This window comes from Leptospira kmetyi serovar Malaysia str. Bejo-Iso9 (assembly GCF_000243735.2).
Classification (GTDB): domain Bacteria; phylum Spirochaetota; class Leptospiria; order Leptospirales; family Leptospiraceae; genus Leptospira; species Leptospira kmetyi.
In genome coordinates, this window is the sequence record NZ_AHMP02000003.1 from 146,454 (window position 1) to 161,021 (window position 14,568).

Consider the following 14,568-nt stretch of genomic DNA (forward strand, 5'->3'; position numbering starts at 1 on the left):
CGAAACAAACGCCTAATCGGAATTAGGCGGCTTCGGCGAGTTTCGCAAGATTTTTCATCGCGCCCGGAAGTTCTTCTCGGATTTTATTTCCGATCACTCTGGAAAATAAAAAAGAAAGAGGGCCGGTAAACGTTACCGTGTGGATGAACCTGCTTCCGTTTGCTAAGGGAAGAATTTCGTGTCTGAATTCCAACTTACAAAGAGGAAGATTGGTGAGATCGGAAAAGAATTCTTTTTCGCGGACCTCTGTCAGTTTGAACCAAGTTTTGGGACCGCCCTTCGGTTTCAGCATTCCCTTGCTTCCCACTTTGAATTCTCCCTCTAAAAAAGAATCTTCCACCTCGTGATCCCAGGTTTTCCAATTGGATACGTCTTGGTAGACTTTCCAAAGTTTTGCCGGGTTGGCTTGGGTGATTTCTTCGTGTTGTATGCGTTTCATTTTCTTTCTTCCTTTTGAAATAATAACTAAATTTATAATAATCATGATTATTAATCAAGTCTATTTTTTTCACATCGGGAGTTTTAGATTGACAGAATTCTGCTATATTAGACAAAAAAAGTGAAATGAACCCAGCTATGGATGAATTGGAAGCAGGGAAAGAATCTCCCTCCAGCGAACATATCACAGAAGTCGTCAAAGAAAATCTCAAACTCATTCGCCATACAAAAGGGTTTTCCCTGGATAAACTGGCGTCCCGATGCGGGGTCAGTCGCGCGATGCTTTCGCAAATCGAGCAAGGAAAGAGCGTTCCGACCATTTCAGTACTTTGGAAGATCGCAAACGGTTTGAACGTTCCTTTTAGCGAACTCTTAAAAGAAAAAGGCACCGAAGGTGTGATCGTGATGAAGGCGGAAAACACAAAGGTTTTGTTTTCCAGTTCGAAAGTCTTTTCAAGCCGCGCTCTTTTCCCTTATAACGGAAATCGCAAAACCGAATTTTACGAACTCATTTTAAAACCCGGCGGAATCGAAGTCGCCGAATCCCATCAATCGGGAACCACCGAAAACATCGTAGTCGTTTCCGGTAAACTTCGTCTTCGAGTCGGAGAGAAAGTAGTGGAACTGGAACCGAAAGATTCCGTTTTTTTCAGAGCCGATATTCCGCACGAATATTCCAATCCGACCGATCAGGAAACCCTGATGTATCTCGTGATGGATTATAGGGACGAAATCAACTAAGTCCTAAAAAAGATCTTTTCATTCTTTGTCTGCAAGGGAGAATCCTTCGGATAATTCCTTTTAGGACTTGCAAAGAATGATGAAACTTTTCGTTTTCCGGGAACGTTTTCCTGTTTCGATCCGATTCGATTTTCCTAGAACCGCCCTATTCCATTTCGTTTTTTCTTTTTTCTTCGGCGTTCTCGGAGTTTCACAAACGTTTGCGGAAAGTATTTCTTATTCTCCGCCGCCGGATCCTTCCGATTCGATTTACGCGGAACAAATCTCTTGTCATCCGAACGACTGCATCACTTTAAAACTCGAAGACATTCTTGCCGAAGGAGTTAAGTCCAAGATCTCCGATCTCATGTCGCAGAACGCCGGAAAAATTTTGATCGATACTTCCAATTCTCCCCGAAAGATCGATTCCGAAGATCTAGACGATATCAGAACCGTTCTCGAAGAAATTTCAAAACGAGACGGAAAGGTCGCGATCGAAAAACTGCATATCGCGATCCGAGCGTTTCAACTTCCCGATCCTCCCTTTTTGAAGGACGTCGGCTTCGTAGGCTGGGACGTTTTCAAAAGAATTTATAAAAAAGTCTATTACAGAAGAACTTCCGATTATCACGCGAAGGTTTTGTATCATCCCGAAAACCTGAACATCTTTCTCGTTTATTTCGTTCACCGCAAATACGGAGATATCTGTAACACCGTTTTTTCAAGTTGTAACGAAATCGAATATCTGGATGACGATACGTTCGACTTACAGCTTTCCGGCGCGCTCAAGGAATCGAGGGAAAAAAAAGTTCCCGTCAAAGTCGCGTTTCGTCAAACTCCGGCTCTCCTTCCCGAAGCGAAGATCGATCTGGATTATTTAAAGGGAGTCAATCGTTCCGCTCGGATCTACAAATGGATGGCGGCCAGTAAGGAAAGGGAAGTCAAACCCGTCACCAAGTCTCGGTTTCTCGTTTTTCAAGCGGTGGTCACCGCGATCGATTATTCTTTGACCGTGTATGACATGATTTCTTCCTTAATTATGTATAAGCCCGCGACCGAAAGAAAGATCGAAGTGAATTACGTAGATACGGATCAGGGAAAGAAGATCGATTCCGTGATCTTTCTTCCGCCCGACGAGGAAAAAAAATGATCGATTCCTTGGAAATGCGCAGAAGAATTCAGAAAAACGTTTAGGATCTTTTTTGAATATCAAAGCCATTATTTTCGATTACGACGACACGTTGGTTCAGACTCGAAAGGTGCGTTATAAAACCTTAAAGTCTCTCGCATTCGAAAAATTTAATTTCGAACTGAAGGACTCTAAGATCGACGAGGCCTGGGGTTTGCCCGGAGACGATTTTTTAAGAAAGGTCTACGGAGAGTATTCTCGGGACCTGGAATCTCTTTGGGAATCGTACAATACATTCTGCGAACGAGATCCGAATCTTGTGTTCGACGGAGTCAACGAGTTCATTCGGGACCACGGTTCCATTCTCCCTTTGGGAATCTTATCCTCTTCGAGCGGAAGAAGGGTTTTGAAAGAAATCGAGTCGATGGAATTTTCAAAGGATTCTTTTTTTGCGGTTCAAACCGCGGAAGATACGAAGGTGCATAAACCCGACCCGGCGGTCTTTTTGCCGATTTTGGAAACCACAAAACGAATGAATCTGGATCCTTCTTCCATTCTGTACGTGGGAGATACGATCGGAGATCGGATCGCTTCGGAGAAAGCGGGTCTTCTTTTTTTAGGAATGGCGCACGAGGAAAAAACGGAGGATCTTTTTCGATCGTCTAACATCGATTTTGTGAGTTCTTTCGCCGAACTTCGCGATAAAATTCGTTCGTTTTAATGCGAAACCCGTATCGTTCGATTTAAAAAGAGGGGAAGGCGGCGCGAGCCCGAAGGAAAACGCCTCCCTTCTTTCGAAGAGAGGCGACGTTCTTCTTAACGAAAGAATATAAAGGTCAACAAAATGAATGTCGGGATCAATATTCCGAAAGAGTAAAGAACGTATCCGCCGAAACTCGGCATCTTCACGTGATTCTCTTCCGCAACCGATTTCACCATAAAGTTCGGTGCGTTTCCGATATAAGTCAAAGCTCCCATAAACACGGCTCCCACTGAAATCGCTTTCAAGATGTTTTCCGCGTGTGCGTCCGCAAGAATCTGCGCGACGTCCGTCATTCCCAAAGTTCCTTTCGCTAAGGATAAGAATGTTAGATACGTCGGAGCGTTATCCAAAACTCCCGAGAACAATCCGGTTACCCAGAAGAACTGCCAGGTTTCGGTTACGCCCAATTCTTTTCCGTGGTGTTCCAAAAGAATCAACGCAGGAATCATCGTGATGAAAATTCCGATAAACAAATACGCGACCTCTTGGATCGGATGTAAGGTGAACTTGTTGTGTTCTCTTACGTGACCTTTGGTCGTTAACTTGGAAAGAACGATCAATCCCACGAGAACCCCTTCGCGGATGAACGCGAGATACGGATTTTCCGCGATCGCAGGAATGTAGTTTTGATTTAAGAAAGCCACGGACAAAACGATCCCGAGCAACCAGATGAAGTTCACCTGACCTTCGAGACTGATCTTTTCGCGATGAACGTGATCCTTTTTGATGTCTTTGGAAGTTTCCTTTTTATACGCGAACGTATCCCAAACGAAGTAAATGACCAAAAGAAGAATTCCCGCAACGAGTAACTCCGGTAAAAGTTTAAACGTCCAGGTAAAAGGAACTCCGATCAGATAACCGAGGAACAAGGGAGGATCTCCCAGCGGGGTTAAGGAACCGCCGATGTTGGAAACCAAAAAGATAAAGAAGATAACCGTGTGAACTACGTGTTTTCTTTCCGAGTTCGTTTTTAAAATCGGACGGATCAGAAGCATGGAAGCTCCGGTTGTTCCGATAAACGAAGCGAGAAAGGTTCCGATGATGAGGAAGATCGTGTTGTTTAACGGAGTCGCTTCGATATCTCCTTTCAAACGGATTCCGCCCGAGATATAAAAGAGCGAACCGAGAAGAATGATAAACGGAACATACTCGAAAACAAGCGTGTGAACGATCTTGCCGAACCAACCGTGAAGAACCAAAATGATAAACGAAATCGCTCCCAACGCGAGCGCGAGAATCAGTTTGTTCGTATTGCTTTCCCACCAATGAGAGGTCGTATGCGAAACGATCGGTAAAAGTGCGATGCTCAAAAGCATAAGAACGAACGGAATTACGCTCCAATACGGAAGGTCTTCGCCGAGGACTTCGTGATGGCCGGAGGAAGCCTCTTCGGCATGAGAAGAATCATGAGCCTCTGTGGTCTGAACCGGGGTTTGTGTTTCCCCGGCCGGTTCGTCCGCTAAAAGCGCGGTCGCCGGTAAGGTCAGAAGGATCGCCAGAAGGACGGATGTTAGTTTTTGTTTCATTGCTCGTATCATCTGAAGAATTTTTAGACATTCTCGGGACTTGGAAGAAAGAGTTAAAGTAAAAAGACTTTCTCCGGCTTTTTTTTCCCGCGTTATGACATTGTATTTTGCGAACTTTTTTAGATTGCAGAATTTTTCAAGAAAGAGATGCTTTCCTGAGAACTCCTCGAATAAAATTGTGCGAAAACGCGGTTTGAGGATGTCTTATGGATAGAAGGGTTTCCCGAACGGGATTCTAAGAAGTATGGAAGCGTTGTTTGCAAAAAAAGTCTGTCTTACTCCGGTCGAAATCGAACAGAGATTGAAGTCCGTTTCTATCCAACCCACGATGCAGAGAATTTCGATCTGTCAGTATGTTCTTTGCGAGGCCGATCATCCCACCGCGGAAGAGGTCAAAGAATGGGTCGATAGTCGATCTTTCAAGATGAGTTTGGCGACCGTCTACAACACGTTAAACATTCTTGTTGCGGCGGGGCTTCTCCGCGAATTCAAATTCTCCTGTCTGGGCAAATCCGTATACGACAGCAATATCGTGGATCACTATCATTTCTTCGATGAAAAAAGCGGGAAGTTTCACGATATAGATCCTTCTTTACTTTCCCTCAGCTCTAAACTTCCGCCCGAGTTTTTGGTCGACAAGACCGACATTCTCCTGACCGGAAATCTGACACGCGATCCATAGAGAGCGTGTCAGCCAACGAGTACCGAAAGCGTTACGAGTGGCTTTCATGCAAGGCATGGAAAATTAATGCGGTCTGTCGAGCGCCCCGTAGGAAGCGAGACGCTGAGTTTAGAGAGCGCGTTATTCCAACGAATGCTGAAAAAACGTTCTGAGTGATTTTCCAAGAAACGAAGAAAACTCAAAAGCCGCGATCAGAGATTGATCGCTTCTCCGAGGGAAGCTCCGAAAGACTCCATTACGGTTTCTGAAAGTGTTGGATGCGCGAAGATCGTGGATGCGATTTCCTTTGCAGTCAATTCTTGCGTAATTCCCAAAGCGACAGCCGGTAAAAGTTCCGTTACGCCGGGGCCGATCAAATGCGCTCCCAAAATTTCACCCGAAGATTTATCGATGACGACTTTCGTAAAACCGCCCGCGTCTCCCATCGCCTGCGCTCTTCCGCTCGCGATAAAGGGAAACTTTCCGACGCTGATCGTATAACCCATGTCAGTCGCTTTTTTTTCGGTGAGACCGATGGATGCAACTTCGGGATGACAATAGGTGCAACCCGGAATCGCGTTGTAGTCGATCGGAATATAATCGAGACGATGCGGATTTCCCGCGTGAATTGAAATCGCTTCCGCGGCTTTGATTCCTTCCATGGAAGCTACGTGCGCCAGAAGAGGAGGGCCGTTGCAATCTCCGATCGCATAGATATGAGAGACGCTCGTTTTGTATTTCGTATCCGTTTTTACAAAACCCTTTTGTAAAAAGATTCCGATCTCTTCCAAGTTCATCGAGTCCGTGTTCGGAACAAGACCGATGGAAACGAGAATTTTTTCCGCCTCGAAAGATTCACCCGTGGGCGGAAGATTGTTTCCTTTGAGAAGAACTTTGACTTTTCCGTTTTCCAGTTTCGGTTCGGAAACGCCGACTCCGGTGAGAACCCGGATTCCTCTTTTGAGAAATGATTTTTCCAAGAACGAAGAAATTTCCCGATCTTCCACGGGAAGAATCTGATCGAGCATTTCGACTAACGTTACTTTGGTGCCCATCGCCGCGTAAAAATCGGCGAACTCCACTCCGATCGCGCCCGCGCCAACGATCAAAAGGGATTCCGGAATTTTTTCCTGAATCATCGCGGTCTTGGAGGAAAGAACCGTTTGTCCGTCGAAGGGCAAACCCGGAAGTTCACGCGCGCGCGCTCCCGTCGCGAGGATAAAATATTTGGAAGTGATTTCTTCTTTGGAAGTATCGGGAAGCCAAATCGTATTCGAATCTTTGAATACTGCGGTTCCTTTTTTACGGGTGATCTTATTTTTGTTTAAGAGGAATTCGACGCCGTTTGCCATCGTGTCCGCGACTTTTCGAGAACGCGATATGATGGAAGGAAAATCCGGTTTTGCGCCGGAAAGATCGATTCCGAATTCTTTTGCGGAATGTATCTTTTCCAAAAGATGAGCCGATTCCAAAAGAGCCTTCGTGGGAATACAACCCCAGTTCAAACAGATTCCTCCGGGTCTTTCCTTTTCGATGACACAAACGTTCATTCCCAATTGAGCGCCTCGGATTGCGGCGACATAGCCGCCCGGTCCCGCGCCGATGACGGTAAGATCGTAGGATTCTGGCATAAAATTCTCCGGAACTATTAGAGTCTAGTTCGGAAAGGTTCGGCAAGAATTATTTTAAAAAACGAAATTAAGGTGAAGCTAATGCATCTTTGAAACATTTTTATAACGTGTTATAAAAGTGTTTTTTTAAGAATCGTTTCAGCCCAAAGGAACGTTTGTTCTGCGAGCAGAACCGCTTCCATATATTCTTTTTCAAAAATTTCCTCATAATCTCCCGGATAACGGGTCGATACGGCGTAATCGGTAAGAATGGGTAGCTCTTCAAAAAAAATGGGTCTTTCGATTTCTTTCGGTAAGGATGAAATTAAATTTTTGATATTATGAGTGAACTCGAATTGGGTTTGGTGTTGAATCAATACGGCCTTTAAGGATTTCTCGACGGCTTGTTGCGCGTGATAGCAAAGGGCATTGAGTAGGACTTCTTTTTGAACTCCCAATTTGGACAAAAGCAAATCGCTTTTTGCATGCGCCAACCAAGTTAAAGAGGAACTCGGATTTTCAGGCGGCATACAATTCTATCCCGTCTTTGAGCGCATGAAAGTAAACAAGATGGGGAATTTTAGAATAGTTTTCAAGAGTTTCTTCCGTAGCGACGATTAGGTCGTACGGTTTGTTTATATTTTCGATTTTTCGATATAGGAGTTGCGCGGTTTCTCGTTTTTTAGTTCCTTTCGGCATTACGATCAGAATGTCGTAATCGCTTTGATCGTTCGAAGAACCCGTAGCCCGCGAGCCGAAAAGAATTATTTTCAACGGACTTACGAGTGAAACGATTTGATTTTTCAGATTTTCTAAGTCCCGATCCATAGGTCAATTTTTCCATATCGGATTTAAAAAATCAAGTCATTGGCGGCAACGAAGAATGCGATCTGAATCGAGATAAAACGAATATTCGGAGGCTACGGTTTTCTTTTTACTCTAAGCGCTCTTTTTTTTCAAAACGAGAATCATTCTTCCCGCCGAATTCTTAAACTTGGTTTCGTTAAAACCGGAATAGACGTGCATGATATCGAACTTATGCCTGAGAATCATTCTTTCGATTTCGGGAAGATAGAAAACGCGCATAACGTGTTTGTCCCGAATTTCTCTCGTGTTGATCTGGTAGATATAATTCACTTCTACCATCGTCGAGGTATCGGCCCTGACCAGACGAAAGCCCCTGTTTCTTTGAATCGTCGCGTTTTGGGATTTGATCTGAGCGACCGGAGTGATCGGTTTTCTTTTGATCGTCCGCAGAGGTTCCGCGTTCCAAACTTCCAAAATCGCAAGACCGGCGGGTTTCAAATTTTGTTCGATGAGTTTGAGGGTCGCGTCGATCTCCTCGTTCGTTAAAAGATAGTTAAACGAACCGAAAAGACTGATCACACAATCCAAAAGAACGCCGGATTGATACGTCTGCATAGGCGCGACGTCGAACTTACAATGAGAATATCTTTTTTTGGCGACGTCTATCATTCTCGAGGAAGCGTCGATTCCCTTGGGTCTGTAACCGAGGGATTGAAAGTAACGGACGTGTTCTCCCGTTCCACAACCCATATCGAGAATGGTCATGATTCTATGTTTGCGGAAAAGGCGATCCAAAAACTTGGCTTCGGAATCGATCTTGCGCGCGGGCTTTTCGATATCAAAGTAGAATTCTGCGAGTTCGTTGTACAACTTCATAAAAAATCGGTTTAGAGGTCTTGGAATCTGCCCGTTAAATATATTAACGGCAGTCCGCTTATGAAAATCCAATATTTCGGAATCATTTTCGTTTTTTTTAATTGTTCTCTCGGTTTTCTGGAAAGACAGACGAGCGCGACCAAAACCCTCTTTACCGGCGACACTTTGATTTTAAGCGGAATTTCGATTTCACTTTTGTTTTTGTTCGGTTTGGTCCTTAAGGAAAGCGTTCAAAAATCGGCGAACTCGGAAACGACTTCCCAAAAGTCTCAGACTTTTTTCGAAACGGAAACGAAGACGGACAAAAAAATCGAAACGACAACGGGAACGCAAGCCCGCTTAGAAGACGCGAATCTACGACAAAGCGCGACAACGTTTCGTTCCGAAAGAATCCAAAGAACACCGGCCCGAGTCGTTTGGAAACGGGAAGTGCCCACACATCCCGAGTTGATTCTCGCACACGGAAAATTTTTGGAACAACTGGGGGCTCATCTCAGCGGTGCGGAAATTTATTTTTTAAGCGGAAACGTTTCCATTCTTTTGGCTTCTCGAAAGGGAAAGTTGTTTCATCTTCCGGAATCGCCCGAGGAAATCGAGTTGTCCGAAAAAAATCAGGAAGAGATTCAAGAGGGGAGAATCTGCTTTTCAAACGAATCGGCGCTGATCCCGTTATCGACCGGAATTTTACCGTTCGGATATCTGAAGGTTTCCTTAAACGAATGGAACCGATTGAATCCGAGAGAATTCCAAACCTGGAAAGAGGAATACGAGGAACAGGTCTCGATTCAATTCGAATCCTCCGATCCCGAAACCGGTTTCGGAAATCTGCACGCCTTCGAGCTGGATAAGCTCCGAGCACATGAGAATATTCTAATTTTTGCAAGTATTCTGACCGATTCTCCGCATCCATATATTCTTAAATGGATTTCGCTATGGACTACCAAGATTCTGAAAAAACAGGTTCGATTCTATAGAATCCGAAAGGATCGGGTTTCCTTTTTTATCTCCGCGGAAGAATGGGAAATCTTCGCTAAAAATCTAAAGGAATTGATCGAATCCCTGCAAAAGGAAAGTCACCGAGTGGATATCAACTTGGGAGTTTCCATTTTGGAAGAGAGCCGGGAAGAATGGATTTCCAACGCGAGAAAGGCTCTCGCTCTGTCGATCGAACAAGGGCCGAACCGGTATATCTGTCTGTGAGCATCGATCCTTTACTCGACGAAAAATTCATCCTAACGATCTCTCAGATCTTTCCGGAATATTTGGATAAGACGTTGAACGTTACCGCGATCCGCGAAGCCTTCGGCCCTTCCAAAAACGAAGGACTCTGTTACGAGAACTGCACGATGGTCGAGTTCAAAGGGGAAATCGAAGGAAAGTTATTTCTTGCTATGGACGGTTATACGAAACTGAAACTGCTTCCGATGATCGCAAGATCGTTTCATATCGATCCGACCGTGAGAGCGGATGCGCCTTCCATTTTGATGGAGTTCGCCAATCAGATCTGCGGTCTTTTGATCTCGGAGATGAGACTCGGAAGATTCGAAAGCGATCTTCTTCCGCCGGAGATTTTAAATCACAAACTTATACCGATCGATCTCGAATCGTATCGACAATATATTCTGATCTATTTCATCAAAGATTCTCAGGCGAAACAATATCTGGGGAGAGTTTATCTCATCCTTTTGATGAAAAAATTTTAGAACGCCGAATCTTCTTAAGCCGGGACCCTTCAAAAAATCGCGTCCAAGATAAAAATGTGGTAGAGATTTTTACCGGACTTTAAAAAACTTTTATGTCCATGAATTCTTTCGACGTACTGCGCGGACTTCCGTTTTTGATCGACTTTTCCGGAATCAAAAAACCGAAACAAGCGCGCATAACGGAAATCCTTCTCGACTTACCGAACTCCGTTTCTTTAAGAACGAAAGTTCTCGAACAAGGGAAGAATTCTTCGGCGCCGATCGTTTATCTACAGCACGGAATGAGCTTTAAAGGAATCGACGATCCTAGAATTCTCGCGCTCGGAAACAACCTCGCCAATCGCGGCTTTAAGGTTTATCTTCCCGAACTTCCCGAAGTAAAAGGATTGTTGATCCGTTCCGAAACGGTCTCGAACATTCGCTCCGCGTTTTTAAGAATCCATTCTTTGGAAAAGAAATCTTTGTCCTATCTTTCCGCGAGTTTTTCGGCTGGAATGGGCTTTGTCGCATTAGCAAATTCGGAATGTCAGAACGCTCTCACCTCAGCGCTTTTGATCGGTGGGTATTCCAACTTCGGTAAAACGTTTCCGTTCGTATTAAAGAATTACGAAATAGAAAGTTACGCGGTGAACGTGATGTTGTACAATTACGTTCATCTCATACGATCCAAACCGGAAGGTTTAAAGGAATACTTTTTGGAATCCGCTTTGGACAACGGGTTGTCGAGAGAAGGGGACGCGCTTCGTGGTCCGAAAATTCTCGCTTCGTTAAGCGAAGACGATCGAACCTTTGTGGCCGAGTTTTTGGAAAGCTCCGATTTTAGAATGAAAGCCTCGCTCGCAATCAAGTCCGCCGTAGGCGAACCCTTTGTGGAAGAAACTTCGCCCGAATTCTTTTCCGATCGTTTTACCAAACCTTGCTTCTTACTGCACGGAGACGACGATCCCGTGATTTCTCCGCAAGAATCCAAGGATCTACGCGACTTGATTCTTAAGAATGGAAATCGAGATGTTTCCTTTTTGGAAACAAGTCTATTGACGCACGGGGATCATCTTCCGTTTTACACCCGTTTGTCGGAGATTCTTCCCATGGCGGAGTTCTGGGGAGATTATATTTTTTCCGCGAACCCTTGATTTCCGTCGTGGTTTTTTAAAATAGGCTTCGTCTCATACCCCGCCGAATCGGACTTTGTCTTCCTTGTTTCCATCGAATGTCCGTTCGCAAATGGTACAAAAAACGGGCAAGTTTTGTGAGGAAATTTCTTCCTGAGCTTGTTGATTGAAATGAGACCTTTTTTTTATTGATGATTTCAGCGAATTATAAGTAAAAAAAAGTTTCATTTCAAGGGAACCTTATATACTACATTAAGTTCCTTCTCTTTAGGTCGAAATTAAAAAGAGAAACGGATCTTGGTCCATGACTGAAAGATTGAAATATTATGAATGCGAACGACGAATCTATGAATACACCCACACCAGAATCCCAAATCTCTCCCGTTTCCGTTGAGTCCGCTATTACCATAGGCGTCTCACCGGATCAACTCTCCGCGATCATGACCGTCAGACCTTACAATCTGAAAGGTGAAACCGTATCCAAGGATAAACTTTGGAGCATCGTCCTCGAGTGGGGGATCCACAGAGAACGGATGTTAGTCGACGAGATCCGAAGAGTTCTTTCTCTTTTGGACGAAGCGGGTAAACGAGGGGACTTCACTCCCATCAAGGTTGAAATCGCAAAGGGCGTGGCCCCGACTCCGGGTGAAAACGGTTGGGTTCGTTTTTATCATCCGATGGCGAAACGAGTCAAACTACTCGAAGACGGTAGAGCGGATTTCAGAAACATAGATCGTTATATCAACGTAAAGATCGGAGAAAAACTCGCGACTAAGTTCGAAGGAATTCCCGGTAATCCGGGCTTCGATGTTTTCGGAAACATCATTCCCGCTCCCGCGATCAAACGTCCGAAGCTCGTGATCGGCAAGAACATCGAGGAACGAACCGGTTTGGAAGACGGAAAAGAACTTCAAGAATACTTCGCTTCCAGCAACGGAGTGATCTTCGTCACCGAAACTTCGATCAACGTTTCTCCAGAACTCCAAATCGCGGGGAACGTGGGACTTGCAACGGGGAACATTCAGTTTGAAGGAAACGTAATCGTTCGAGGGGATATCGAACCAGGCTCCGTCGTGGAATGTACGGGCTCGCTTGTGATCTACGGAAATTTGGAAAGCAATACGGTGAAGGTCGGTCAGGATCTGATCGTTCACGGCGGGATCAAAGGCTCCGGAACGGAAATCATTCAAGTTACGGGAAGAATTCAAGCGAAGTTTATCGAGAATGCGCATCTTGAAACGGAAGGCGATATCATCATCGAAGGTGCGATTTTGAATTCTACGGTCGATACGTTGGGTTCCGTCATTCTCAGCGGATCCAACGGCAACTTGGTTTCCAGCAAGGTGAGAACCAACGAAGGAATTTCGGTCGTCTCTTTGGGTTCGAGCGCGGAGTTGGACGTTTCGATCGAACTCGGATTTCATTTTAAGAATGATCGTTCCTTTCAAGAGATCAGCAGAAAGATTCAGATGGGCGAAAAGGAGATGGAAAAGATTCTCCCCAAGATCCAACAGATCAAACACATGGTGCAACGTTCTCGGGGAAATCTTCCCGAAGACAAGAAGGCCGCGTTTAAAACCGTGTTCGAGGATTATAATAAGAAATTAAAGATTTTGAATATGCTAAAATTCAAACAGGACAGTTTGAAAAGCGCGCGTTTTAATCCGGGCTCCGTTCGTCTTGCGGTTCAAAAGGGAGCGTTTCCCGGAGCCGTGATTCATTATAGAAGACAAATCGAGAAGATCACCAAGTTTCAATCTTCCTTTATGATGGTCTTTGAACCGGGGCAGGACAAGGCGATGATGGTGGCTCTTCAGACAAAATGATTTGTAGAGACGTCGTCTTGTTGGAAAGCGACGACGTTCTTGGAATTGTGGGAGCTCCTACAAATTCTTTCGTAAGATTTTGCTTTGGAGGAAGGAGGATTTTCTGATATGGAAAAATGTCTGACTTCTCCCACCACCTCACCCCCCACCCAAAGACAGGGAGGGGCGAACTTTGTATTCCGATAAGATTGTCGTAACTCCGACAATCGGATCGAATCGAATCAAAAGTCGAAACGACTCTTTCAACCCGAGAAAATCTTTCTTAAATTCTCTTCGGTCACCGGAGAAACGATTCCTTTCTCCGTGATGATCCCCGTAATCAAGGACGCGGGCGTCACGTCAAAGGAAGGATTGAGCGCCTTCATGCCGTTCGGTGCGATCACGCCCTCGGTCAAAAAAGGTCTACCGTCCGCATTCTTTAAAAAACCGAAGGAAGTGACTTCTTCTTCCTTTCTCATTTCAATCGGGATATGACTTCCGTCCGGAATTCTAAAATCCATACTCTTCGCGGTGGCCGCGACGTAAAAGGGAACACCGTGGTGTTTGGCTACGATCGCCAAAGGATAAGTTCCGATCTTATTGGCCGTGTCTCCGTTGGAAGCGATTCTGTCCGCACCCACGATCACCGCGTCGATCTTTCTCGAAGACATTACCCAACCGGCCATGTTATCGGTGATGAGATACGCGGGAATTCCTTCTTCCTTCAATTCCCAGGCGGTAAGACGAGCCCCTTGTAAATAAGGTCTTGTTTCGTCCGCAAACACGGTCAAAGAATGTCCCGCGTCCCGGAGCGTTCGTATAACACCTAACGCCGTCCCGTGACCGGCGGTTGCGAGCGCGCCGGTATTACAATGGGTGATGATGTTTAAGGAAGAAGGGGACTTCGGAAACAAGGACAAAGCGTTTTTGGAAAGAGTGAGGTTGTTCTCCAAATCCTCATCGAGCATAAAAAGAGCGAAATCTTCCGCGCCCTTTTGCAGATCCCGCAAACTAAAGGAAGAATATTCGGCTTCGGGAAAACGGGCGCTGAACTCTTCGATTGCAAGTCTTAGGTTGACCGCGGTGGGTCTGGATTCCAAAAGTTCATCGAGTTTTTTTTTCAGTTCGATCAAAGTCGGTTTGGAAGAAAGTCCGTTTAAATACAAAGTGATCCCGAACGCGCCGGTGATCGCGATCGCGGGTGCGCCTCGCACGACCATTTCACGGATTGCAAAGATACAATCTTCCATCGTTTTCGCGTGGATGAACGAAGTCGTGCCGGGCAGAACTCTTTGATCCAAAAGAATGAGTTCTTTGTTTTTCCAAAGAATTGGTTTTAATCCTGATTCCTGCATTTTTTTCTTCCCGGCGCTAAAGGATGAGGCCCGATTTTTCGATTTAAAGAATGTGATTGAAAA

The 14,568-nt window shown here is 45.1% G+C and carries 15 protein-coding genes; 8 read left to right on the forward strand and 7 right to left on the reverse strand.

Translation table 11 applies throughout. The annotated features are described in order from the left end of the window. Positions 1-22: 22 nt before the first annotated feature. Positions 23-439 carry an SRPBCC family protein gene (locus LEP1GSC052_RS03120; protein WP_010574379.1) on the reverse strand — a complete coding sequence of 139 codons (417 nt, stop codon included), beginning with the start codon at positions 437-439 and terminating at the stop codon, positions 23-25. 125 nt (positions 440-564) lie between these two features. Here LEP1GSC052_RS03120 and LEP1GSC052_RS03125 point away from each other — a divergent pair, with 125 nt between their 5' ends. The 3 genes from LEP1GSC052_RS03125 (at position 565) to LEP1GSC052_RS03135 (ending at position 3,008) form a co-directional block, all read left to right on the forward strand. Then, positions 565-1,179, forward strand: a complete 615-nt coding sequence (locus LEP1GSC052_RS03125) for a helix-turn-helix domain-containing protein (protein ID WP_100736888.1) — start codon at positions 565-567, stop codon at positions 1,177-1,179. 79 nt (positions 1,180-1,258) lie between these two features. Beyond that, entirely contained in the window at positions 1,259-2,308 is a 1,050-nt protein-coding gene (locus tag LEP1GSC052_RS03130) for a hypothetical protein (protein ID WP_051185354.1), read from the forward strand. Between the two features lie 52 nt (positions 2,309-2,360). Then, positions 2,361-3,008, forward strand: a complete 648-nt coding sequence (locus tag LEP1GSC052_RS03135) for an HAD family hydrolase (protein ID WP_020985690.1) — start codon at positions 2,361-2,363, stop codon at positions 3,006-3,008. A gap of 95 nt (positions 3,009-3,103) precedes the next feature. Here LEP1GSC052_RS03135 and LEP1GSC052_RS03140 read toward each other — a convergent pair whose 3' ends face one another. Further along, positions 3,104-4,576 carry a sodium:proton antiporter gene (locus LEP1GSC052_RS03140; protein WP_010574382.1) on the reverse strand — a complete coding sequence of 491 codons (1,473 nt, stop codon included), beginning with the start codon at positions 4,574-4,576 and terminating at the stop codon, positions 3,104-3,106. Positions 4,577-4,820: 244 nt separating this feature from the next. Between LEP1GSC052_RS03140 and perRB the strand changes: the two genes are divergently transcribed. After that, positions 4,821-5,258 carry a peroxide-responsive transcriptional repressor PerRB gene (perRB, locus tag LEP1GSC052_RS03145; protein ID WP_010574383.1) on the forward strand — a complete coding sequence of 146 codons (438 nt, stop codon included), beginning with the start codon at positions 4,821-4,823 and terminating at the stop codon, positions 5,256-5,258. A gap of 191 nt (positions 5,259-5,449) precedes the next feature. Here perRB and lpdA read toward each other — a convergent pair whose 3' ends face one another. The 4 genes from lpdA to LEP1GSC052_RS03165 form a co-directional block, all read right to left on the reverse strand. Continuing rightward, positions 5,450-6,868: a dihydrolipoyl dehydrogenase gene (lpdA, locus tag LEP1GSC052_RS03150; protein ID WP_010574384.1), complete on the reverse strand. Its 1,419-nt coding sequence runs from the start codon at positions 6,866-6,868 to the stop codon at positions 5,450-5,452. Positions 6,869-6,978: 110 nt separating this feature from the next. Continuing rightward, positions 6,979-7,377, reverse strand: a complete 399-nt coding sequence (locus LEP1GSC052_RS03155; RefSeq protein WP_010574385.1) for a HEPN domain-containing protein — start codon at positions 7,375-7,377, stop codon at positions 6,979-6,981. Continuing rightward, positions 7,367-7,675 carry a nucleotidyltransferase domain-containing protein gene (locus LEP1GSC052_RS03160; protein WP_010574386.1) on the reverse strand — a complete coding sequence of 103 codons (309 nt, stop codon included), beginning with the start codon at positions 7,673-7,675 and terminating at the stop codon, positions 7,367-7,369. The genes LEP1GSC052_RS03155 and LEP1GSC052_RS03160 overlap by 11 nt, the downstream gene beginning before the upstream one ends. Before the next feature lie 111 nt (positions 7,676-7,786). After that, complete coding sequence (locus LEP1GSC052_RS03165; protein ID WP_010574387.1) at positions 7,787-8,530, reverse strand: class I SAM-dependent DNA methyltransferase; 744 nt, start codon at positions 8,528-8,530, stop codon at positions 7,787-7,789. 60 nt (positions 8,531-8,590) lie between these two features. Here LEP1GSC052_RS03165 and LEP1GSC052_RS03170 point away from each other — a divergent pair, with 60 nt between their 5' ends. The 4 genes from LEP1GSC052_RS03170 (at position 8,591) to LEP1GSC052_RS03185 (ending at position 13,171) form a co-directional block, all read left to right on the forward strand. Further along, on the forward strand, positions 8,591-9,730 hold the full coding sequence (locus tag LEP1GSC052_RS03170; protein WP_020986753.1) for a nucleotidyl cyclase domain-containing protein: 1,140 nt from the start codon (positions 8,591-8,593) through the stop codon (positions 9,728-9,730). Then, positions 9,721-10,233: a chemotaxis protein CheX gene (locus LEP1GSC052_RS03175; RefSeq protein WP_040913248.1), complete on the forward strand. Its 513-nt coding sequence runs from the start codon at positions 9,721-9,723 to the stop codon at positions 10,231-10,233. Before LEP1GSC052_RS03170 ends, LEP1GSC052_RS03175 begins: the two co-directional genes overlap by 10 nt. 92 nt (positions 10,234-10,325) lie before the next feature. Continuing rightward, positions 10,326-11,366: an alpha/beta hydrolase family protein gene (locus LEP1GSC052_RS03180; RefSeq protein WP_010574390.1), complete on the forward strand. Its 1,041-nt coding sequence runs from the start codon at positions 10,326-10,328 to the stop codon at positions 11,364-11,366. A 305-nt stretch (positions 11,367-11,671) separates the two neighbouring features. Beyond that, positions 11,672-13,171: a DUF342 domain-containing protein gene (locus LEP1GSC052_RS03185; protein WP_040912801.1), complete on the forward strand. Its 1,500-nt coding sequence runs from the start codon at positions 11,672-11,674 to the stop codon at positions 13,169-13,171. A gap of 242 nt (positions 13,172-13,413) precedes the next feature. On the opposite strand, the gene mtnA is transcribed toward LEP1GSC052_RS03185, so the two are convergent. Next, positions 13,414-14,505 (reverse strand): S-methyl-5-thioribose-1-phosphate isomerase, encoded by a 1,092-nt coding sequence (gene mtnA / locus LEP1GSC052_RS03190; protein ID WP_020986277.1) that lies wholly within the window; start codon positions 14,503-14,505, stop codon positions 13,414-13,416. Positions 14,506-14,568: the final 63 nt, after the last annotated feature.

What these genes read in the sequence shown, in the direction of transcription:
- LEP1GSC052_RS03120 (WP_010574379.1), bottom strand. Translation starts at nt 439, where the DNA reads ATGAAACGCATACAACACGAAGAAATCACCCAAGCCAACCCGGCAAAA.
- LEP1GSC052_RS03125 (WP_100736888.1), top strand. Translation starts at nt 565, where the DNA reads ATGAACCCAGCTATGGATGAATTGGAAGCAGGGAAAGAATCTCCCTCC.
- LEP1GSC052_RS03130 (WP_051185354.1), top strand. Translation starts at nt 1,259, where the DNA reads ATGAAACTTTTCGTTTTCCGGGAACGTTTTCCTGTTTCGATCCGATTC.
- LEP1GSC052_RS03140 (WP_010574382.1), bottom strand. Translation starts at nt 4,576, where the DNA reads ATGAAACAAAAACTAACATCCGTCCTTCTGGCGATCCTTCTGACCTTA.
- perRB (WP_010574383.1), top strand. Translation starts at nt 4,821, where the DNA reads ATGGAAGCGTTGTTTGCAAAAAAAGTCTGTCTTACTCCGGTCGAAATC.
- lpdA (WP_010574384.1), bottom strand. Translation starts at nt 6,868, where the DNA reads ATGCCAGAATCCTACGATCTTACCGTCATCGGCGCGGGACCGGGCGGC.
- LEP1GSC052_RS03155 (WP_010574385.1), bottom strand. Translation starts at nt 7,377, where the DNA reads ATGCCGCCTGAAAATCCGAGTTCCTCTTTAACTTGGTTGGCGCATGCA.
- LEP1GSC052_RS03160 (WP_010574386.1), bottom strand. Translation starts at nt 7,675, where the DNA reads ATGGATCGGGACTTAGAAAATCTGAAAAATCAAATCGTTTCACTCGTA.
- LEP1GSC052_RS03165 (WP_010574387.1), bottom strand. Translation starts at nt 8,530, where the DNA reads ATGAAGTTGTACAACGAACTCGCAGAATTCTACTTTGATATCGAAAAG.
- LEP1GSC052_RS03170 (WP_020986753.1), top strand. Translation starts at nt 8,591, where the DNA reads ATGAAAATCCAATATTTCGGAATCATTTTCGTTTTTTTTAATTGTTCT.
- LEP1GSC052_RS03180 (WP_010574390.1), top strand. Translation starts at nt 10,326, where the DNA reads ATGTCCATGAATTCTTTCGACGTACTGCGCGGACTTCCGTTTTTGATC.
- LEP1GSC052_RS03185 (WP_040912801.1), top strand. Translation starts at nt 11,672, where the DNA reads ATGAATGCGAACGACGAATCTATGAATACACCCACACCAGAATCCCAA.
- mtnA (WP_020986277.1), bottom strand. Translation starts at nt 14,505, where the DNA reads ATGCAGGAATCAGGATTAAAACCAATTCTTTGGAAAAACAAAGAACTC.